At 60.1% G+C, this 20,239-nt stretch carries 17 protein-coding genes and 3 pseudogenes; 8 read left to right on the forward strand and 12 right to left on the reverse strand.

What is annotated here, in order from left to right; all coding sequences use genetic code 11:
• The first annotated feature begins 25 nt into the window (after positions 1 to 25).
• Positions 26 to 1,201 carry a DUF6399 domain-containing protein gene (locus tag V5B59_RS14710; protein WP_332351992.1) on the forward strand — a complete coding sequence of 392 codons (1,176 nt, stop codon included), beginning with the start codon at positions 26 to 28 and terminating at the stop codon, positions 1,199 to 1,201.
• Entirely contained in the window at positions 1,202 to 2,785 is a 1,584-nt protein-coding gene (locus V5B59_RS14715) for a hypothetical protein (RefSeq protein WP_332351993.1), read from the forward strand. It begins immediately after the preceding gene.
• A gap of 805 nt (positions 2,786 to 3,590) precedes the next feature.
• On the opposite strand, the gene V5B59_RS14720 is transcribed toward V5B59_RS14715, so the two are convergent.
• The 5 genes from V5B59_RS14720 to V5B59_RS14740 form a co-directional block, all read right to left on the reverse strand.
• Complete coding sequence (locus tag V5B59_RS14720; protein WP_169072209.1) at positions 3,591 to 3,869, reverse strand: hypothetical protein; 279 nt, start codon at positions 3,867 to 3,869, stop codon at positions 3,591 to 3,593.
• A gap of 75 nt (positions 3,870 to 3,944) precedes the next feature.
• Entirely contained in the window at positions 3,945 to 4,157 is a 213-nt protein-coding gene (locus tag V5B59_RS14725; protein ID WP_169072237.1) for a hypothetical protein, read from the reverse strand.
• A gap of 19 nt (positions 4,158 to 4,176) precedes the next feature.
• The gene (locus V5B59_RS14730) at positions 4,177 to 5,022 is read right to left on the reverse strand and encodes an ExeA family protein (RefSeq protein ID WP_169072236.1); all 846 of its coding nucleotides are present in this window, start codon (positions 5,020 to 5,022) and stop codon (positions 4,177 to 4,179) included.
• Positions 5,019 to 6,461, reverse strand: a complete 1,443-nt coding sequence (locus tag V5B59_RS14735; protein WP_169072235.1) for a DDE-type integrase/transposase/recombinase — start codon at positions 6,459 to 6,461, stop codon at positions 5,019 to 5,021. The genes V5B59_RS14730 and V5B59_RS14735 overlap by 4 nt, the downstream gene beginning before the upstream one ends.
• Positions 6,462 to 6,558: 97 nt before the next feature.
• Positions 6,559 to 6,897, reverse strand: coding sequence for a hypothetical protein (locus tag V5B59_RS14740; protein WP_308240219.1), 339 nt, complete (start codon positions 6,895 to 6,897; stop codon positions 6,559 to 6,561).
• Between the two features lie 302 nt (positions 6,898 to 7,199).
• Between V5B59_RS14740 and V5B59_RS14745 the strand changes: the two genes are divergently transcribed.
• A complete protein-coding gene (locus V5B59_RS14745) occupies positions 7,200 to 8,414 on the forward strand; it encodes an ISAzo13 family transposase (RefSeq protein ID WP_332351424.1) in 1,215 nt (404 codons plus the stop codon).
• 107 nt (positions 8,415 to 8,521) lie between these two features.
• Positions 8,522 to 8,707, forward strand: a complete 186-nt coding sequence (locus V5B59_RS14750; RefSeq protein ID WP_332351994.1) for a hypothetical protein — start codon at positions 8,522 to 8,524, stop codon at positions 8,705 to 8,707.
• Positions 8,708 to 9,695: 988 nt separating this feature from the next.
• Here V5B59_RS14750 and V5B59_RS14755 read toward each other — a convergent pair.
• The 5 genes and pseudogenes from V5B59_RS14755 to V5B59_RS14775 all read right to left on the reverse strand — a co-directional run.
• Positions 9,696 to 10,037, reverse strand: coding sequence for a hypothetical protein (locus V5B59_RS14755; RefSeq protein WP_332351995.1), 342 nt, complete (start codon positions 10,035 to 10,037; stop codon positions 9,696 to 9,698).
• A 113-nt stretch (positions 10,038 to 10,150) separates the two neighbouring features.
• The gene (ltrA, locus tag V5B59_RS14760; RefSeq protein ID WP_332351545.1) at positions 10,151 to 11,488 is read right to left on the reverse strand and encodes a group II intron reverse transcriptase/maturase; all 1,338 of its coding nucleotides are present in this window, start codon (positions 11,486 to 11,488) and stop codon (positions 10,151 to 10,153) included.
• Positions 11,489 to 12,270: 782 nt separating this feature from the next.
• Positions 12,271 to 12,591, reverse strand: coding sequence for a hypothetical protein (locus V5B59_RS14765; protein ID WP_332351996.1), 321 nt, complete (start codon positions 12,589 to 12,591; stop codon positions 12,271 to 12,273).
• Positions 12,592 to 12,813: a DUF433 domain-containing protein gene (locus V5B59_RS14770; protein WP_034913465.1), complete on the reverse strand. Its 222-nt coding sequence runs from the start codon at positions 12,811 to 12,813 to the stop codon at positions 12,592 to 12,594. It abuts the gene before it with no gap.
• A gap of 385 nt (positions 12,814 to 13,198) precedes the next feature.
• Positions 13,199 to 13,309, reverse strand: a pseudogene (locus V5B59_RS14775) (type II toxin-antitoxin system Phd/YefM family antitoxin); the annotation flags it as partial.
• A gap of 381 nt (positions 13,310 to 13,690) precedes the next feature.
• Here V5B59_RS14775 and V5B59_RS14780 point away from each other — a divergent pair.
• From V5B59_RS14780 to V5B59_RS14795, 4 genes and pseudogenes are all read left to right on the forward strand, one after another.
• Positions 13,691 to 15,095: pseudogene (locus V5B59_RS14780) on the forward strand (ribonucleoside-diphosphate reductase, adenosylcobalamin-dependent); the annotation flags it as partial.
• Positions 15,096 to 15,369: 274 nt separating this feature from the next.
• On the forward strand, positions 15,370 to 15,576 hold the full coding sequence (locus V5B59_RS14785; protein WP_034913458.1) for a hypothetical protein: 207 nt from the start codon (positions 15,370 to 15,372) through the stop codon (positions 15,574 to 15,576).
• A complete protein-coding gene (locus V5B59_RS14790) occupies positions 15,573 to 15,815 on the forward strand; it encodes a type II toxin-antitoxin system HicA family toxin (RefSeq protein WP_034913456.1) in 243 nt (80 codons plus the stop codon). Before V5B59_RS14785 ends, V5B59_RS14790 begins: the two co-directional genes overlap by 4 nt.
• 465 nt (positions 15,816 to 16,280) lie before the next feature.
• Positions 16,281 to 17,075: a hypothetical protein gene (locus V5B59_RS14795; RefSeq protein WP_332351997.1), complete on the forward strand. Its 795-nt coding sequence runs from the start codon at positions 16,281 to 16,283 to the stop codon at positions 17,073 to 17,075.
• 70 nt (positions 17,076 to 17,145) lie between these two features.
• On the opposite strand, the pseudogene gltX reads toward V5B59_RS14795, so the two are convergent.
• Together gltX and V5B59_RS14805 are read right to left on the reverse strand one after the other, a co-directional pair.
• Positions 17,146 to 18,444: pseudogene (gene gltX / locus V5B59_RS14800) on the reverse strand (glutamate--tRNA ligase).
• A gap of 385 nt (positions 18,445 to 18,829) precedes the next feature.
• On the reverse strand, positions 18,830 to 20,203 hold the full coding sequence (locus V5B59_RS14805) for an HlyD family type I secretion periplasmic adaptor subunit (RefSeq protein WP_332351998.1): 1,374 nt from the start codon (positions 20,201 to 20,203) through the stop codon (positions 18,830 to 18,832).
• Positions 20,204 to 20,239: the final 36 nt, after the last annotated feature.

Below are 20,239 nucleotides of genomic sequence, written 5' to 3' on the forward strand. Positions count from 1 at the left end.
CGTTACATGCCTACAAATGAGCTAAGTGCTTGAAATTATTAGAGCGAGGGGGGAAGATCCGTCGGGCTACCTATTGCTGGAGTCGATTCAGAAGGACCGGGGTTTCGATACCTGGTTTGCCCAGGTGACCCCGCGCCTGGAAGCACTGGGTATCGAAGTCAACCACGCCATCAGTGACCGGGCGAAGGCCCTGATCAAATTAGCGGTCACAGGCTTTGAGTGTACCTCGGGCGCGGATACGTTCCACGAGCAATATGGCCTCAGTCGCTGGTTGTCACCGGCCTTGGGACGTCGAAAAGCCAAGGCGGATCAGTGCTGCGAACTGGCCCAGAAGGCCCTTGATCAGCCGTCGCGCGGAGCCAGTACCGAGGAAAAGGCGGCTTTGGCGGCACAACAGGCCTGTGCCTGGGAAGCCCGCGCGCAAGTGGAACAGGCGCAGCAAGAGTACCAGAAGCAGTTGCTGGGAATCGCCGAGGAAATCCATCCCTTCTCCCTGGAGGAGAATACTCGCACGACGGCGGAGAGCGTAGTGGCAGGACTGGAAACGCGAGCACAGGCCCTGGAAACTCTGGCGGCGCAACAAGGGATCCAGGATACCCGTTCCGCCCTGAAGAAGTTCCGTGCCCAGATCGGCGCCTTATCGAGTCACGTCAGCTTTTGGTGGCTTTGGGTAGAAGAAATCCTGCTGGGCTGGTCTCTGGATGAAGCGACTCGGCAATGGCTGACGAGCAAGCTGTTGCCCGTACTCTATTGGCACTACCAAATGCGGAAAACGCAAAACAGGGTTCACCGGAAACGGTATCAGGAGGCTTGGCAGCGAGCATTAGAGGCCTGGAAAGCAGACCCGTTCCATTCGGGATTCTCCGAGAGTGAGTTGCAGCGCTGGCTAGAATGGGGGGAATGGATGGTGCGACAGTTCCATCGCAGCTCCTCCGCCGTCGAAGGGCGCAATGGCCGCTTGTCCCAGTTGTATCATAACGGGCGAGGTCTGACGAAATGCCGCCTGGCTGCGCTAACGGTTATCCACAACTATGGGGTGAGACGTAGTGACGGCACTATCGCAGCCGAACGTCTGTTTAGCACCTCTTTCCCTGATCTTTTCGATTGGCTGCTCAACCAGATGGGGGAACTTCCCTTACCGAGGAAGTCCCGCCACCGGGTTGTGCATAACCCATTGAAGTTAGAGATTGTCCCGGCTTAAGTGGGAAGCCTGATCTTCAGAAGCTATGCTGGCGAGAACGACAAGGAATGGCAATCGTTCCTGAAGCGCCATGACCTGGTCGACCCCATTCCACAAGAGGACATGGTGCCCCTGCCGAGCAGCGGCGTGTTTGCCGAAGCCGTTCTGGGCCGCTCAAACTCGGCCGAAAAGCTGGATATCACGCGCTTCTGGAACTGGCAGGACTCACCCATTCCAATCCTGCCTCCTGAGATCAACCCGCTCAGTGCTGGCGGCAAGGCGAACGATCCCACGGTAAGGACTGCAGCGCTGGAAGGTCAGGTCCTCAACATAGTGAACCCACCGGCCCTGCCGGATCCGGCGGGCCTAGGACCTCTTTATTCGGCGATCGCAAACGGCAACATGTTTCGCGACATGAGCGGCATGGCACAAGTTGCTGCGCTGGCGCAAGCGGCGCTGCAAACGGCGCAGGCCGGTGCCGGGAGCGCGACTGGCGCTGCGGGACAAGCGCAGCAGGTGGCGGCAACGCAGCTAACCGAGTTCTTGAAACTCATCGCACAGGTTGCAACTGGGGCCATGACGGGTGGCGGTAGCGCAGGGCTGGGAGCAATTGGCGCGATCGGTGGTGCTGCGGCGGGCGGTGCTCCCGTAAAGCCTGGCGTCGCCAACACGCCAAGCAACGCTGGGGCGCTTATCAATCACGGTAAGTCAATGGATGACAGGGGTCTGACTGGGCCGCTGCCCCCCTCATCAGCGGGGTCAGTCACTCCGTCGGGTGACCCGACTAGTGAATGGCTCCCTTATCCAGGTGGCAGCTCTGGTAACGGCTCAACGATAGAAGGGGCAACGTCAAATGGTGAAGGTGTCAATCGCAACCGCGAGGCTCATGCTGCGGAGGTAGCAATCACTGGAAGCGGGGGTGGCGGTCCGCTGGGCTTCCTTCGGAGTGTATTGAATACTACGCCAAGCGGCTCCGGTCTAGATGCCGGTACAAGAGCAAGTCAAGCCAAATTTCCTTGGGGGCTTTTGTCCAGGTGGTCTGGCTCCGATCAATCGGGTGTTACGTTCACCGATAAGTATCATAACTGGGTTGGGCAGTCTTACTTGCTCTACAACAACGATCAGTTTCTTTGCAACTGGTATCCGCTAAAGCTGCTGGTCGATTTCGCGGCAGCAAACGGTCTGCGGATTCAACTGTATTACTGGCAAGGATCAGCACGAACTGATGGAAGTCCGCGTCTTTGGGATATAACGCGGAGGTTTGTTCACGACTCCCACTCGGGTCGCTTCGAGACTAAGGAGGCTTTCTACAATACAGTAAAATCGACCGTAACGGCTCGGATGATCGGTATGCTGAACACTGTAAGTGTCGACAGGTCAGCAGCAAAGGTAGGCGATCTTGTGCTTTACGACTATAGCGATGCTTATTGGCACACTCAGTTGATCGTTTCTACATCGTCTACGTCAATGACTCTTCAGGCTGGCAACACTCCTATGTGCAATCCGACCGAGAATGCCGGGACTGCCGGGGCTGACACACCGAGAGGTGCTTATGGGGGATCACCCCGTAGATGGAATTTTGCCCAGTTTGACGGTGACAGATAGTTTTGGAGCTGTGGCAATCGCCCACCTACAGGATGGGTGATTGCCACATCAACCTCTAGGGAACCACTGATCTGCCGTCAGCCCCCTTGGGCGCTGCCCAGCTTTCCCAGCGATAGGGTTCATCGAGGATGTAGCTGTATGAAATTCCCCCGCAGGAATTGTCGCTAGTGCGCGAATGATTCTGCCATATTGAAAGCGGCTGGGAAATCGATGCAACGGCAGCGGATGGCGGCCCACATGGTCTTCACCCCATTTGCGTGACGCGATAGAGACGGGAATTCTTGACCTTGGCGATCAAGCCATGGCCACGCAATTTCGCGATCAGGCGGCTGGTTCGATGCGTGCGGCGCTTGGCCTCGCTGGGATTGGCAGGGTCTGCGGAGTAGAGTGAGTGCGGTCAGCGGATTTGATGTTGCGATGTTCACGTACGGTGATGGTTGGTGGTAACGGTTTTTGGCCATTCCGATGCCCGGACGTCATCCCGATCGGCTGTTGGCGAGAATGAAGGAAGGTTACCGTATCTGCGCGTTAGCCAAGGAGGGGCGAGAACACACCCTGGGGCGCTGCCCCAGACCCCGCACTCGCCGTGTGGCAGCCGCCGGGGATGAAGAAACATCCCCGACCACTGCCTTGAGTGTTGGCGGCCTTCAGGGCATCAAGGGGCTTTCGCGGCATAAACGCCAGAAGCAGGCATTTATTCCACGGTCCCCTTGACTCCCTTCCGCCCGCGATTCACGGGGCTCGCCCCCCTGTCAAGCAACAGTCTCCAGCGAGTCTGCGCAAACTGGATGAGAGTACGCTAGCGTTACGGCGTAACGAATTCCTGGGCTAATCGTCGGTGTTTTTCGTAGTAGTCGCTCAGCCCATTGGGAAGCTGTGAGGCACGGTCCGCAACGTCGCCCTCTGCCTGACGAAGAAGACCGTCAAGAATCTCGCGTTGCGTTACGCCGTAACAGAATGCCAGGCGCTCCAGGGCACACTTGGCGTGGAGATCAAGAACGAGATTCAAGCGCTTACCTTTGCCTTCATCTTTGAAGTGACGTACTCGATAGTCCGCCTGTCGTTGTGCATTGCTCTTGGCCATACCTACCTTTCTGTGGATCGTTACGCCGTAACGTTCGGATAGAGCGATTGCAGCGCCGGACCTTCCTGAATTTCATCAGAAAGGGGGATCGTCGTCTGGAAGGCGGGAACGCGGACGGAGATCAGCGAGGTTGCCGAAGGATCGATCCTGGTAGAAACGGCGAATCTGATCCCCATAGTGGGATTCGAAGAGACCCAGGAAGTCGATGAGGAAGTCGTCCATCTCGACGGCGGCCTCATCGGAGAGGGGCGGCAGGCCAATTTCAACGGAGAATGAATCGGTTCGCATGAGCAGTTTCCTTCGGTCATCAGCGACCTGCCGCGACACGGCGCGGCGTGGGTCTCTCGGGTTGGGCAAAGACTTCCAGGTAAAGCTTCTCATCGAGTTGTGGGAGATCACGCTGCGCCGCAGCCGCCAGCAGCTCGGCGGCGAGGGTGGTCAGGATGCGGTAATTGCCTGCGGCGTGATCAACCAGCGTCTGCTGCAGCATCGGCGTCATCAGACTCGCGTGACCAGCGCCCGCCAGGAGGTGGTTTAAACAGGCCAGCAGCTCTTCACGACTTGCATGCTCGGTGGTGAGTCGGGTTCGGATGCGAGAGCCGAGCGGGATCAGTTCCTCACGCCGCAGTTTCTCGATCAGGCGTGCGTCACCCGCGAGCACCACACACAACAGCGGCTGCGAATCGAAGCGTGCGCTGGCCAGAAGACGGAGTTCGCAAAGCGCCGCCGGACTCATCTCCTGGGCCTCGTCGACCCACAGCACGGCTCGCCGACGGGTCGTCTCCAGATGGGCAAACCAGACCTCACGCAAGGACTTGAAGCCACCCCAGCGGTTGTGCGGGCGCAAGGGTACAGCAAAGATATCGCCCATTTCGCGATAGAAGTCCGCCAGGTTGCTCTGCGGATGATTGATCGCGCCAATCGTGACATCGGGCAAGCGCGCGAGACGTTCGGCCAGGAGGCGCAAAACGACGCTCTTCCCGGTACCGGGGTCGCCATGGATCATCGCGAAGCCCCCTTCCCGGATCTGAGCATGCTCGATCCGCCAGCAGAAGTTCTCGATCCTGGGCGGCACATAGATGGCCTCGATCGGCAATTCTGGGGAGAAAGGATTCCACTTCAGGCCGTATAGAGCGAGGAGTTTCTGGTTCATGCGGGGTCCTTGTCGAGGGGAGGTAAATACGCGGGCGGCAGGCCAGTGGCGGCGTATTCGGCAAGCAACTGGTGGAGCAAGGGGGCCCTGCCCGAAGGCGGTAGCGGCGACAGATCGAGGGTCACCGGGGTCAGGCGCCGACGCTGGCCATCGGCGTTGGCGGACTTGTCGAGCGGCTGGATCGGGCAAAGCACGGCGCCGGTCCGAGGATCGACCAGATCGACCCGGGTCAGATCCCAGCGGGCGTAACGCAGGTGCACCACAACGAGATGGCGATAGCGTGCCGGAATCTCGAAGCGCTCGCCGGCCAAGCTGACCGTGCCATCGGAGCGGCGTTGCCGGCGCGTCACCTCGACGCGAAACGCGGCAGAGAGTGCCGCGGAACTCGGGCAATCGCGCCGCACGTTGGGTCCGGCAAGATGGCGCTCCAACGGCGTCGTCTCGATCTCGGAATGGATCGTTCGGTGATATTCCTGTTCGACCCAGGCTTGGGTCGCCTGATTGAGAGACTCCAGGGTCAGGGACTCTTCACCTTCGAGCATGGCCATCAATCGCCCCTCGACACGCCCCCAGAACGACTCCTGCTTGGCGTTCTGATCAGGCGAATAAGGAAGCGTCGTCTGATGAACGATCCCCAGGGAAGCCAGGCCGGAAACGGTCTCATCCGCCAGCATGGCGGCGCCGTGGTCGGTCATCAGGGCGCGTGGCAATCCGCGCTTCATGAAGGCTTGCGACAGCCCGTGAATGAGGCTCTCGGCCGTCTCGTCGAGATACCACTGCAAGTGGCAGGCCAGGCGCGAGCGGTCGTCAAGAACCCCGAGCAGCAGGGGTTTGACCCAGATCCCGGTGCGCGTCAGCACCTTGCGTTTGGCGTGATGGAAATCGAGGTGCCAGAGTGCCGACACATGATCGACCTCGAAACTCCTGACCTCCAGCCGGTCGAGCCGGTCGCGAGCCAATAACGCGCCGTCAGTGGCGCGTATCGGACGAGCTTGGCGGAACATCCCCTGCGCCTTGAGGTAGCGTCGAACCGTGGGGTAGGACGGCAACGGCGTGTCGCTGCTGGCCAAGGCGACGCGCAGGTTGTCGAAGTGAAGTTGCGCTGTCCAGCCGGGATGCTCACGGTACTGGCGCGTCAGGCCCTCGACGGCCGCGGGCAGGAGGCTGGGGAAGCGACCGATGTTGCCGCGCAGCCGGTCTCTGAGACTGGCCACCGGATCGGCAGAACGTCGTGCCGCGTAGTACCAGCGCTCCAGCGTCGACAGACCAAAGCACACCTCGAGGCCGGAGATAGGATGTCGCCAGGATTTGACGGCGAGCGTGCTCAACGCGGCCTGTAGTTCGCCGACAGCGGGTGGTGCGGCCAGCAAGGACCCGATGATCGAGAAGCGCAAGCGCGCCCAGCGATCACGTTTCGGTGGATCGATAAAAGAACTCAAGAGAGTTTCCCAGTGAGGCGGCGCCGACGGCGCCAGAACCGGGAATGAAGGCTACAAAACCTCGACCAATCTGCCTATCGCCATCTTCTGCGGGTGATCACCGGCCCTCACGCAAGTTGATCGGCTTCACCGTCAGCGGGGACAGAAAGACCAGGAGTCGCATCAGCGCTTCTTCGGCAGACCCTGCAAACCGTTCGAGCAGACTGGCAGGGCATAAGTCGGTCGCTACCGGGGGCATGAACCGTGCACAGCTGGCTTGCCAAAGCTGGGTCAGTGGAAATTGCTTCTGCCACCACTCCCGCCAACGTTGCAGGGTGCGTACCGGAATGTCCAGCATCCCGGAAAGCCGCGCCGCCGCTGGGGTCTGCCCGGCATGCCGGGCAGACCCCAGCACCACCGCCAGCCCGAGATACACACGCCGGCCCAGGAAACGCACGGATCTTGACGTCGTACGCCGCCGACAGCGATTGCAGCAGAAGCTGAAGCGCGACTCGTAAGCCGATCGAACCTCTTTCGGACAAGCGCGTGGTTTGCGCGGGTAGTTGGCGCGGTGAAGAACACCTCCACACGCGCACCCTCCTGAGCGTGCCTCTTCGGCCAACTCTTCGTCAATGCGCAGTAAAAGGAGAAAAAACGGGGGCGATTGCACTAGGGCGTGGCACACTTGAATGGTCTCTTGGCTTAGTATCTGTCCAGAAATAACTTGTACAACTTATACGAGTAGGCGACGATCTCGTCATGAGTAATGACGAGCTAGTTGAAACGATCCGTAAGAAGTTCGAGCGCGTGTCCACGGTTTTGGATGAGCGGGGGCGTCGTGTGTGGGCGTTGGCGGAAGCCGAGGCGCTCGGTTACGGCGGACAAAGCATCGTCGCTAAAGCCACGGGGCTATCGCGAATGACGCTGTATTCGGAAAAATGCGGTCATGCCCAGGACGACCCGGCGGGTTCTCGTAGACACGTCCGAAAAGCAGGGGGTGGACGCAAGAAGCTGATCGAGCACGAGCCGACATTGCTCTCGGCGCTGGAAAGATTGGTGGAACCGACCACCCGGGGAGACCCTGAGAATCCTTTACGGTGGACCTGTCTGAGTACCCGTCAACTGGCGGCGGCCCTTGAACAACAAGGCCACCGGATTGGTCGTCAGACCGTAGCGGTTTTGCTGGATAAGTTGGGCTATAGCCTTCAGGGAAATCAAAAGACCAAGGAAGGCACCGTCCATCCGGACCGGGATGCTCAATTCCGTTACATTCACGGTCGAGTCGAGGATTTCCAACGACGGGGACAGCCTGTGGTTTCAGTCGATACCAAGAAAAAGGAACTCGTCGGGGACTTCAAAAATGGAGGCCGAGAGTGGCGCCCCAAAGGAAACCCCGAACCGGTTCGCGTTCATGACTTTATCGACAAGACCCTAGGCAAAGTGAATCCCTATGGCGTCTATGATCCAACGGCAAACACCGGTTGGGTTAGCGTTGGGGTCGATCATGACACCGCCGAGTTTGCGGTGGAAACGTTACGACGGTGGTGGGAAAAGATGGGACGAATTCGTTATCCCGGGGCTACCGAACTGTTGGTGACTGCGGATGGTGGTGGCAGCAATGGGGCGAGAGTACGGTTATGGAAGGTCGCTTTACAGCGTCTGGCCGACCAAACCGGCCTATGCATCTCGATCTGCCATTTTCCACCGGGAACTAGCAAATGGAATAAGATCGAACATCGGATGTTCAGCTACATCAGTATGAATTGGCGAGGAAAGCCTCTGGTCAGCCATGAGGTCATCGTCAATTTGATTGCTGCCACCACCACACAAGCAGGCCTAAAAATTGAGGCGGAGATGGATACCAACACCTACGCGAAAGGCATACACGTGACTGATGATGAACTCGATAAAGTTCACATAGAACGCTCCGAGTTTCATGGTGAATGGAACTACACCATCCGGCCATCGGTTTGAACTTGTACAACTTATTTCTGGACAGATACTTAGTAACCGGAGACTCCCCCAAAGGGCACGTTTGTTCAAGTTCCCCGAGGGGGGTCACCTGCCGTCCATCACGCTACTTGACCAAAAAACCACCAAACGCCATCGCGATCAGTGACCGTACTCAAGTAGAGTTCGTTCTGGAGATCGCGATTGCGAAAGCCGTTGATGGAGAACTCCCCGGCAAGCAGGGCTTTGAAGAGAGTGACATTCTCCGGCGTGACCGGGTTGAAGGCGGCGACATGCTGACCGGCTTTGCTCTGTGACCGGCAAAGGCGATCGAGGGCTTCGGTCGCCTTACCTTTAAGGGGAGCATTGGCCAGGGCGTCGATGAGGCGCGCGTTGGCGCCGTGAGCGACTTCAGCATAGCGCCAGAAATTCGAGATCCCTTTCCGCAGGGGGCACCACCGGCAGACGACCTTTCCCTCGGCATTCTCGGACGAGGTGAGAATCTTGAACTCTGACGGATTATTGAGGGTGGTCTCGATTCTCAGAATCGTTGAAATGATCGTAGAGTTTGATGGAGTTGCGTCGGAGGCGGAACTTGATCCGGCAGCCTTCGGGCCGCTTCTTGCTGTCGATGACGACCTCGCCGGTAAAGGTAACCGTTCACACCCCCTCAACAATTTGCGCCACAGCGCGAAGTTGTATGTCATAATACGCGTAACCTAACGACGACACGACGCGATGCACCTGCGCAAGCACGACCTTCTGCAAATGAACGACGAGTGGCTGAAGAAGCTGCCGGTGGAGCGATTGCTAGAGGTGTCGAAGCGTCTGCTGGACGACGTCAAAGAGTGACATGATCGGCTGAACCAGAACCCGGACAACAGCTCGCGCCCGCCCACGAGCCAGGCCCCTTGGGAGAGAGCCAGCGACGCGGAGGTGGACCAGGATTCGCCAAGCGAGAGCGACCCAGTAGAAGCGGATGAAGGGGAGACGGAAACCGGGGAGGTAAGGGAAGAGACGGCCCAATCGGAAGAGAAGTCCCCATCAGCGCCGAAGGCGGCAAAGAAGAAGGCCGGCAAGCAACTCGGCAGTCAGGGCTTTGGCCGTACCCAGAAACTGACGGTCACCGCTACTTGCGAGCACCGACCGGAGAACTGTGCGGCGTGTGGGCTAGCGCTGGCGGCGGACGCCAAGTCAGACGGATCTTCCCCCCTCGCTCTAATAATTTCAAGCACTTAGCTCATTTGTAGGCATGTAACGGTACTAATGTTTTCAAGCACTTAAACAGCTACGGGGGAAGACCCGTCAGAGGCTTACACGGGCTGGGACGAAATCGACATTGCGCCGCAGGTCGACGGCACGATCGGGCTGCTGTTCCGTGTCACGCGTCACCTTCTGCTGGAAGTCGTCTGCACTTGCGGCCATGTCAGCCGTGCGCAGCCTTGGCGGGCGCCGCCGGACGGCCAGTGGGAGAAGGTCGAACTGGGTGAGTGGCGCCTGGTGGGCCCCCAGTTGGCCGGACTCCTCGTTTTCCTCGGGCTGCGTATGCGCCTGTCGCGGGCGCGTATTCGCGAGGGGTTGATGGAATTGTTCGGCCTGATGCTGAGCACCGGCGTGATCGATGAGACGATCCGGGAAGCGGGTCATGTGCGCAGGGTCAAGGGTCATAGTGCGCAGGTAGAGTAGAGGACAGGCTTTCGCCTGCCCTCCCTCATCAAACCGTGCATGCGATTTTCCCGCACACGGCTTTCCGATGCTCTTCACGCCACGGCATGCGCCGAGTTCCAGCCCGCCTTCGTAGGAACTTTGTATAGCCCGTAGCGCCCGTAGAGATGAGCACTTGGAAACCGGCGGAAACCAGTTCCTCGGTCCTTCACCTGATGACGCTTCATCAAATGGGTTCGCAACCGGTCTTCCGCGTGGTATCTGACTTTGCTCATCGCCAGACTTGAGTTTCGATAGTGGAAGTAGTTTGCCCAGCCTCGCAGGCTGCGGTTGACGTTTCCCACGATATCTCTCAAGGGGATGGGGGTCAGTTTCCGGCCCGTGAGTTCCGTCAGCCTCGCCTTGATTTTCTTCAGCGATTTGTCTGCTGGCCGGACATTCGGGTACGGTTTTCCAGTCTTGGCCCCTCGACTCATCTGAATCGTGAAACCCAGGAAGTTGAAGCTTGCTTGGGTGGCGTCCACGATGTGGGTCTTCGTCTCGTTGAGGCTGAGGTCCAGACGGTCCAGGACATGACGCACCACTTTCAGCGGTTCCTCTACCTCTTTTCGGCACAGGATGACAAAGTCGTCCGCGTAACGCACGAGATGTGCGGATAGCTTGCCCTTCAGGTGCTGCCGTTGCCATATTCGGTCGAGAATATGCAGGTAGCAGTTGGCCAAGAGCGGGGAGATCACGCCGCCCTGCGGCGTGCCTTTGCGATTGGCTTTTCCACCACCTACGGTCTTCTTCACTCCGTTGTCGTCTTCGCCGATGACCGGGGCTTTGAGCCATTGCTTGATGAGGTGCAGAATCCCCCCATCGACAACACGCTCGGCCACCACGGCCAGTAGCTTGGCATGCGGAATGCTATCGAAGTACTTTGATAGATCGGCGTCTATGACTTGAGTGTAGCCGGCCCATAACGTGTGGGCGATGTCATCCACGGCATCGTGGGCCGACCTCCTGGGCCGGAATCCGTACGAGTGCTCACAGAAGTCGGCTTCAAAGATCGGTTCGATGATGAGTTTCACCGCCATTTGTGCGACCCGATCGCGGAGCGTCGGTATCCCAAGCGGGCGCTGACTGCCATCCGCTTTGGGAATCATGACGCGCCTTACCGGCTGGGCGCGGTAGGTCTTGTCTTTCAGATCACGGGCCAGGTCCCGCAGAAACGTCTCTACCCCGATTCCGCTCTCGATGGCCTCGAAGCTGATCCCATCCATACCGGGACTGCCTCGGTTCGACCGGACAAGCCGCCAAGCATGACTGAGGATGTCTTCCCGGTAGAGCTTGTCGTAAAGCGCGTAAAAGCGATAGGCTGGTTCTTGCTTGGCCTTGGCATACAGCTTCCTCTGTAGCGTCCTGATCGTGTCCGGGGTGGTTAGCGACATGGCAATCCCTCGATCCTCCGCTCTTCGGTTGCACGAACAAAGTAGGGTCCCTTCCCTCGTCCGGGGTTATGTTGTCCCACGAACTCAGACGGTACTATGAACCCCTCCGACTCCCGCCTGCAGCCGCTGCGCTTTCGTTGCCTTATACGCAGCAGTCGGTGGTCTCCCCACCTCCGCAGACGGGCCTCCAGCACTGGGCAGTAAGTCTTCAAGAACATGCCATCCCTGCTACCCCGGGAGTCGATTGACGCCACTTCCGTTATTCCAGCGCCCATCCAACGGCCTTCCCCTTCTGACCACAGGGTCGGCTCCTCCACATAATTTACGAGGCTACTCATAGGTTCACTTGCGTTACGGCCTGCTCTCTTGCTGTTGGAAACTCACGACCCCGTGTCGCCACGGCGCCGCTTCCTCATGCTACCGGGGCGTACGGACAACTCCCCAGACGGGACTTAAACCCGCTAGACTTGCTGCTGTTACTGCGAACGGTCAAGTCTTGCAATGACGCAAGTCAACTGCTGCCGCAGCGCGCTGTGGTTTGGGCAACAGCGGTAACCATTGCAGAACCGTAACTACTCAGGTACTGCATCTTGTTAAAAATCAACACGTTGCGAATATTGAAATAGCATAATGACGAATGGGACTGATTTAGAATCAAGTGGTTGCAAATTTATGCCATTGTTTTCATGTTTCTAACCAATTGTTTTTACATAACAATTTTACCTGAGTAGTTACGCAGAACCATTGGAATGTAGTCGTGTCCATCCTTATGGGTCAGCCCTTCAGTCGACGGCTACCTCCACGTAGCCACCCGGAGTGGCGCCGTTGATAGCTGCAACGACTACCGGCATGGCACGTTGAATGCGAGGCCAGCTTGTAGAACTCAAGACGACAATGGACAGGCTTCTCGCAGCAAGGTTCTGCTGATACTTCAGGTTCCTGTCTGTGGTCACGAAGACCGCGAAGCCAGCTTCTTCCGCCAAAGAGATGAGCTCGCCGTTCTTTAACTTCGCCCAGCCCAGCTCAAAGGCTGTTTCGACCAAGTGCTCGGTGAGCGAATGCCGTAGCGGTGCAGGCGTTCCTTGGTCGAACAAGACTCGCATTCACGCAACCGCCAACGCGCTTCGCGCTGCATGTTCGAGCACGGTACGCGCTTGCTCCATGCTGACCCCGGGGAACCACTCGACAAATTGGTGGACTGAAGCATCGTCCTCAAGATTCTCGAACAGAGCGGCTACCGGCACTCGAGTGCCACGGAAGAGCCATGCACCGCTGACGCGTGCCGGGTCTCGCTCCACTGCAGGACAGGTAGACCAGTCGATCATGATCGCAATCGTAGCACCGATGGGCGCTGCTGATACCGGCTGATGCAGAGTTGCTGCGGTGACAGTGTGGCGACGGAGGCCCTGACTGTTTCGCTCGTGGCTTCCTGGAGGATGAGTGGCGCGAGGAAGCTGGTGTCAAAATACAGATTCAAAGGCTCTCCTCGCGCGTTTCCCGCAGCAGGTCTGCGCTTGGCTTACGCCACTGCGGCATCCTTGCCCGGAACTCGGCGAGCGACTTGACGGCTTCCTTTGGCTTCTCGACTTGACTAAGGTGATTTCCGCAAATGGCCGTACCAAGAGTCATGGTGTTAGGCCGGGCTCATGGCCAGAAAAACAAGCCGCTGCGGTAGTTGTTCGGGATCTTGATTCCCGGAAATCACCTAAACCGGGCAACCGGCTGCCCGCGCCTCGTGATTACCACCTCTTCCCCCGCTTCGACCTGCGCGAGCAGGTCGCTGAGGCGGGCCTTGGCGTCTGCCACCGTAACAGTAGACATTGCTCTCTCCTTCGTCCGGACATTGAGTCAATCCATCGTACCGCAAACCGCCCTGTTCGAGTAAGCCGAAGGCGAGGGCCTTTGAGTAGGTGCCTTTCGCTCACGGAACGAGTCAATGGGCTCGGCCGTTTGCGCTCGACAGGAGGAACAGACCATGAGCCAGCTTGTACACCAGTTACCCCTCTCGGCTACCGCCGAGGCGCCCGTCAACCTTCCGCTCGCGGAACAGGAAATCTCGGGCGAAGTGCTGGTCGAAAAGTACGCCAAGGGCAACGAAACCTCGGTGCACGACGTGTGCCGGCGCGTCGCCCGCGCGCTCGCCGCCAACGAGGAAGAGAAGCATGGGAAGCGCGCTTCCTGTGGGCGCAGGAAAACGGTTTCGTCACCGCCTGGCCGCTCGCCCGCCAGCGCGAGGAGGCCGCCAACAAGCGCCGCGTCGGGCTCGGCTTCACCGGCCTCGGCGACACCCTGTGCATGCTGCGCCTGCGCTACGACCGCCCGGAAGCGACTGCGATGGGCGCGCGCATCTCCGAATTCATGCGTGACACCGCCTACCGCGCGTCGGTCGAGCTGGCGAAGGAACGCGGCGCCTTCCCGTTGTTCAACGCCGAACTCTACCTCTCGGGCGGCAACTTCGCGTCGCGCCTGCCGGTTGAAATCAAGAACGAGATCCGCAAGCATGGCTTGCGCAACTCGCACCTCCTGTCGATCGCGCCCACCGGAACGATCTCGCTGGCCTTCGCCGACAACGCCTCGAACGGCATCGAACCGCCGTTCTCCTGGACCTACAGCCGCAAGAAGCGCATGGCCGACGGCACGCTCAAGGAATACGCCGTCGAGGATTATGCCTGGCGCCTCTACAAGCACCGCGGCGGCGATGTCGACAAGCTCCCCGACTACTTCGTCACCGCGCTCGAAATCTCGGCACAGGCGCACAAGAACATGGTCGCTGCGGTCGCCCCGTACATCGACACCTCGATCTCCAAGACGGTCAATGTGCCGGCCGACTACCCCTATGAGGACTTCCAGGACCTCTACCTGAGCGCCTGGAAATCCGGTCTCAAGGGCCTGGCCACCTACCGCCCGAATACCGTTCTCGGGTCGGTGCTCTCGGTCGGGTCACAGTCCATCTCGCAGAAACAGGCCGAAGACAAAAAGCAGCCGCAGGATTTCGTCACCGGCGACGCCAACCGCCGCCTGACCATCAAGACCCTGCCGGCGCCGGTGCTCGCCAGCCTGCGCTGGCCGAACCGCCCGCACCTGCCGGAGGGCAACATGGCCTGGACCTACATGATCGAGCACACGCACGGCAAATTCGCACTCTTCGTCGGCCAGGTCGACCAGGACGAGCGCCGCTGGCCCTTCGAGGTCTGGGTCAATGGCCCCGAGCAGCCGCGCGGCTTCGGCGCCGTCGCCAAGACGCTGTCGCTCGACATGCGCGTCATTGACCCGGCGTGGAGCGGCATGAAGCTGCGGAAACTCCTCGACTACTCCGAACCGCTCGGCGACTTCATGGCCTTCATCCGGCACCCGCCGCCAGACCACCTACCCCTCGACGGTGGCCTACCTCGCGCAACTGATCATCCACCGCTACGCGATGCTCGGCATCCTCGACGAGACCGGCCTGCCCAGGCAGCAGATGGGGATTCTGCAGACGCCGGCAGGCAGCACGGCCACGCAGCCGACACCTGGAAAACTATGTAGTGAGTGCGGGAATCTGACGGTGATCCGGAAGGACGGATGCGATTTCTGTACGGCTTGTGGGGCGGTAGGGAGTTGTGGGTGATCAGTGGGGGCAGGGGCGCGTCGCACGCGAATGGTGTTTGGTGGGCGATTTTCATCGTTTGGAAATCCGTCCGCTTGGCGATAGACTTGAGTCGAGGAGGTTTGACCATGAGCGACAACGTCGACAATCGACCAGATCAAGGCGCGAATCGACCGGATTGAAACACGGCTGGAAATCGCGGGTTGAGATCTCCGCCGACCGGCAAGAGGAAAAACCCGACCCCCTCTGCTCGCAGACTGGCGTACAGTCATCAATTATCACGAGGCCATTAGCCATGACCGAAATTCACTTCATCGTCGCAGAAGCCCCCGAAGGCGGCTTCACGGCCCGCGCGGTTGGGGCGGATATACTGACCGAAGCTGACGACCTGCCCGGCTTGTACACGCAAGTGCGCGATGCCGTGCGTTGCCATTTCGACGACGACAAGAGGCCGAGCGTGATCCGCCTGCACATCACGCGGGAAGAATCGCTGGCGGCATGAAGCTGCCGCGCGACCTGTCCGGGCCGGTCCTGATCCGACAGTTGGCGAAGCTTGGGTATGCCGTGACGCGACAAACCGGCAGCCACGTTCGGCTGACGACGCTGGAACGTGGCGAACATCACATCACGATTCCCACTCACGACCCGTTGCGCATCGGCACCCTGGCGGCCATACTTGCGGCGGTTGCAGCTCACCAAGGCGTCAGTCGCGACGAACTGTTGGACCGATTGCTGGGCTGATCCATCGAGCGTAACGAAACTCGCCGGTTGGACTCTTCGAACTGGTGCCCCTTGGCTCCCGCGGCATTACCCGCGTTCGTCGCTACTATGGGCACCTCCGACTTCCCACCTCCGATGCTTCCCTCCTCGCTTTTCAGGCTTGTCGGGAAGTGCGCTTGTTCCGCGCCGACGATGGGATCTCCTGGCTTGCTGCCCATTCTCGTTGTCAGGCTCGCTGCGGTCGCAGATCCCGGGTGGACACAACTCACTTGCCATAGCGCGGCCGTTGGCCACAACCAAAAAGGATGTCGCCTCACGTTGGCGCCGGATTGAATTTGCGAGGACAATATCCTCAACCTCACGCAGGAGGTAGACCACCGCACGACAACGGAGGCGACATGGACATTTTCCTGGAAAAACACCGGGAGTCAATCCTGGGTGTCGTTGAAGGATTCGACCGGATCATCTTCAAGGGCTACCTCCGCGATGTTTCCGGATGGAGCGTTTGGCCGCTACCTGTACAAGCGGGGCGTGTTGCTCAAAGATGCCGGGAAATTCTTCGAGGGCGAAACCGAAGCCCTCATACAACACGCCAAGGCGGCCGCCGAACAAGCGGGGCGTCCCTACCGCTACCTCGACTCCGCGCACACGCACGCCAGCGGTCAATCGAAAGAAGCGATGGCCCGGGCTATTGCCGAGCAAGACGGGGTCACCGAAGGCCTGGTCTGCATCTTCTCGGTGCTCGAACCCTGTGTCTCGTTGGCCGTCGCCGGCAATCGCAAGACACAGCGCCTGGAAATTGTCCGGCGTAATCGCCGGTGCCTGCACCTGTACTGGTACTTGATCGACCCGGTTTTTGGCTGGATGCACGTGCGTATCCAGACTTGGGCGCCGTACTCGACCCAGATTTACGTCAATGGCCGGGAGTGGATGTGTCGGCAACTGCAGCACGACGGGATCGCCTTCGAGCGCAGCGACCACAAGATTCTCTGGGTTTCCGATTTCGACGCGACCGCCAAACTCGCCGAGCAGTTCAAGCATATGGAGTGGCCCACCTTTCTGATTCGCCAAGTGGCGGCGGTCAATCCGCTCCTCCCGGCCATCGCCGCGGCCGGGTTCGACGGCTACTGGTTCGGCATGGACCAGGCGGAACTGGCCACCGACATCCTGTTCAAGTCCCGAGCCGATCTCGAACGTATCCACCCGGATCTCGTCACCGCCGCGATCACCGCCTTCGGGGCGACGGACGTAGTTCGGCCTGATCAAGAAGGTTGCCCATGAGCACCGTCTCGCGCGGAAAGATTGTCGCCGACGCAGGGCATCGACCGACGGCGTCTGCTCCAGAGGCCGGTCAGCAGCACCCGCGCAGCTCGGCATCGCGAGACTTGGGCATCTTCAACCCGTGCCTGGCGACGCATTCCTTGATCAGGGCGCCGATGCGCGGCCGCTTCCCAGGCGACCTCCGGCAGGCCATCGACGAAATCTGCCAGCAGCCGGCAGCGTTTCCGGCGTCAGGTGTTTCGCCAGGAGTTCCGCTTTCGGCTGCAGGTCGATGTAGAACACTTCCGCGAGGTCGGCCAGTTCGTTGAGGTTGCGACACCCTCCCTTGTGCAACGTCGATGATCGCTGCCAGCGACGGTGCGCGGTGACCGTCACGCCGCGCGCCTGCAGGCGTGGCCGCAGCAGATCTGCCAGCGCGCCGTTTCGCGCGCTTGAGGTAGTGCGCATTGAGCCAGTTCAGCTTCTCGGTGTTGAACTGCGCTGCCGACGGGGTGATATGGTCGAGGTCGAACCACTCGCAGAACTGCGGCATCGAGAAAATCTCGTCGTCGCCATGCGACCAGCCCAGGCGCGCCAGATAATTGAGCACCGCTTCCGGCAGATAGCCTTCGTCGTCGTACTGCATGACGCTGACCGCGCCGTGCCGCTTCGACAGTTTCTGGCCATCGTCGCCAAGAATCATCGACAGGTGCGCATAAAGCGGCACCTGCGCGCCGAGCGCCTGCAGGATGTTGATCTGGCGCGGCGTGTTGTTGACGTGGTCGTCGCCGCGGATGACGTGCGTGATGCCCATTTCCCAGTCATCGACGACGACGCAGAAATTGTAGGTCGGCGTGCCATCGGCGCGCGCAATGACCAGGTCGTCGAGTTCGCGTTGGCGATTTCGATCCGACCCTTGACGAGGTCATCCCAGGCGACCACCCCGTCGGTCGGATTTCTGAAGCGACCACCGGCTGCACCCCACCGGCGGCGTCGGCAGCGTCTTGCCCGGCTCCGGCCGCCAGCGGCCGTCATAACGTGGCTTGAGGCCCTGCAGCACGCTGCTCCTCGCGCAGCGATCGAGTTCGTCCGGCGTCATGTAGCAGCGGTAGGCGCTGCCGGCGGCGAGCATCTCTTCGATCACGGCGCGGTAGCGAGGCATCCGCTGCGTCTGGTAGAAGGGCCCCTCGTCGTAGTTGAGGCCCAGCCAGTGCATGCCGTCAAGAATCGCCTGCACCGCTTCCGGAGTCGACCGTACCAGGTCGGTGTCCTCGATGCGCAGGATGAAGCGGCCGGCGTGGCGGCGGGCGTAAGCCCAGGCGAAAAGGGCAGTGCGCGCACCACCGATATGCAGGAAACCGGTTGGCGAAGGCGCAAAACGGGGGATCATGGATTCTTCGCAGGCGCAAAACGGGTGCGGATCATGCCTGCAACTTGCGCTGGTCGCAGTCTGGCAAAGCGCCCATTCTAGTGGAAGCACCTCCAATGCGGTGCTGACCGGCAAACTGGTAACGGGCCGGTCGGGTACTCTATACACACAAGACACGGGGGCGATCACCCCTTATATACCAATATCCCCGACCGACGTCCAGATGGTTGGACAGATTCTGAAGATCGTCGGGGGAACCGGGGGTTTCGATGGCGCGTCCGGGACCATCGCGGTAGCGGGACAGGAAGTAGGGGGTGCCGCATTCTATACCGGAGAGATTTGTGTGAAGAACAAGAAGTAAGAAGCAGAGGAGTAGGTTGCCGGAGGACTCGATGACCAGCCCTGCTCAACGTTCCCTGGCCGCCTCGTGCCAGGCCTTACGCACCGGCGAGAGCAGATACTCGGCTACGGTTCGCTGCCCAAGGCGAATTTCGGCATGCGTCTGCATGCCTGCGCCAAGGGCAAAGTGCTGGCCATCGATCGCCAGATGCATGTCCTTGAGTGCGACCAGCGCCTTGTATCCCAATGGCCGGCTCCTGACCAGGGAGTCATTCCGGCCTGTTGCCGCCGGGCCGCCCGGGTTGTCCGCCGAGTCGGCGCCGACATGCTCGACGGTCCCTTCGACCATGCCGTACTTCTGGAATGGGAAAGCAGCGAATTTGAGCTTGACCGCTTGCCCCGGCCGGACGAAGCCAATGTCTTCGTTGGACACCCAGACTTCGGCACGCAGGATGTCGTTTTTCGGTACCAGCGTAAGCAGCACGGTGCCCGGTTGCACGACGGTGCCCGGACTGTGTGTGGTCAGTTCCTTGACGACACTGTCCTGGCTGGCCCTGAGTTCGAGGAGTGTCTGGCGGTGACTTTGTTTGGCGAGTTCCTGCGCCAGCCGGTCGGACTGGCCCTGGACTTCGTTACGTTCGGCATGCAGCTGGCGCCGGTAGTCGCTGTCGATCTGCGCCAGCTTGCGCTCGGATTGCGAGATGCCGGCCCTGGCGGAGGCGATCAGGTGATCCTGCGTTTTCAGTTCCTGCTCCTTTTCGATCCGTTCGCGCTTCTTGTCGCTCGCCATCAGCGGGCCGGCAAAGCCATCCCTGGCAAGTTTGTCGAAGGCCTCGTCCTGTGCGCGGTAGTGCGGCAGCGTGTCGGCAAGTTTGCTGCGGATCTGTTCGGCCGAGGCCAACTCGTGACGCGCCTTGAGCAGACGGCTTTTCTCTTCGGCCAGCGAGGCTTCGAGAGCAGCCCGGTTGGCACGGTATTGGGCGGCCATTTCCCGGGACAGTTCGGGGGCATCGCCGTCCGCCGGGACATACGGCCGATCGGCCAGTTCGGCGTCGATGCGCGCGAGCGTCGCGCGCTTGCGCTGGTGCTCGGCCATCAGCGATCTGAAATCGGCGTCGGTGATCCGCGTGTCCATGCGCATCAGCACTTGCCCGGCACGAACGGTTTCTCCTTCGCTGACCAGAATCTCCTTGACGATGCCGGATTCGGCCGGTTGTACGATCTTCAGGTAGCTTTGCGGGATCAGTTTGCCTTCGGCAACGGCGACGATGTCGAGTTGGCCGAGCAGCGCCCAGCAAAGCAGCGCTGCAAGCAGGGCCAGCAGGGTCCAGAGCACTTGGCGACCGAGCGGATTGGGCGGCGAGTCAGTGAGTCGCAGCAGGGCTGGTGAAAAGTCGAGCGGATCGACTTCGAGCGGCTTCGGCTTGAACCGGGCAGGCATGACAGTGCTGCGATCAGTGGGCGGACGGAACGGTGG

It is taken from the genome of Candidatus Accumulibacter contiguus, assembly GCF_036625285.1.
Taxonomy (GTDB): Bacteria; Pseudomonadota; Gammaproteobacteria; order Burkholderiales; family Rhodocyclaceae; genus Accumulibacter; species Accumulibacter contiguus.

What these genes read in the sequence shown, in the direction of transcription:
- V5B59_RS14720 (WP_169072209.1), bottom strand. Translation starts at nt 3,869, where the DNA reads ATGGCCAAGAGCAATGCACAACGACAGGCGGACTATCGAGTACGTCAC.
- V5B59_RS14725 (WP_169072237.1), bottom strand. Translation starts at nt 4,157, where the DNA reads ATGCGAACCGATTCATTCTCCGTTGAAATTGGCCTGCCGCCCCTCTCC.
- V5B59_RS14730 (WP_169072236.1), bottom strand. Translation starts at nt 5,022, where the DNA reads ATGAACCAGAAACTCCTCGCTCTATACGGCCTGAAGTGGAATCCTTTC.
- V5B59_RS14745 (WP_332351424.1), top strand. Translation starts at nt 7,200, where the DNA reads ATGAGTAATGACGAGCTAGTTGAAACGATCCGTAAGAAGTTCGAGCGC.
- V5B59_RS14755 (WP_332351995.1), bottom strand. Translation starts at nt 10,037, where the DNA reads ATGACCCGCTTCCCGGATCGTCTCATCGATCACGCCGGTGCTCAGCAT.
- ltrA (WP_332351545.1), bottom strand. Translation starts at nt 11,488, where the DNA reads ATGTCGCTAACCACCCCGGACACGATCAGGACGCTACAGAGGAAGCTG.
- V5B59_RS14765 (WP_332351996.1), bottom strand. Translation starts at nt 12,591, where the DNA reads ATGCGAGTCTTGTTCGACCAAGGAACGCCTGCACCGCTACGGCATTCG.
- V5B59_RS14770 (WP_034913465.1), bottom strand. Translation starts at nt 12,813, where the DNA reads ATGATCGACTGGTCTACCTGTCCTGCAGTGGAGCGAGACCCGGCACGC.
- V5B59_RS14785 (WP_034913458.1), top strand. Translation starts at nt 15,370, where the DNA reads ATGACCGAAATTCACTTCATCGTCGCAGAAGCCCCCGAAGGCGGCTTC.
- V5B59_RS14790 (WP_034913456.1), top strand. Translation starts at nt 15,573, where the DNA reads ATGAAGCTGCCGCGCGACCTGTCCGGGCCGGTCCTGATCCGACAGTTG.
- V5B59_RS14795 (WP_332351997.1), top strand. Translation starts at nt 16,281, where the DNA reads ATGTTTCCGGATGGAGCGTTTGGCCGCTACCTGTACAAGCGGGGCGTG.
- V5B59_RS14805 (WP_332351998.1), bottom strand. Translation starts at nt 20,203, where the DNA reads ATGCCTGCCCGGTTCAAGCCGAAGCCGCTCGAAGTCGATCCGCTCGAC.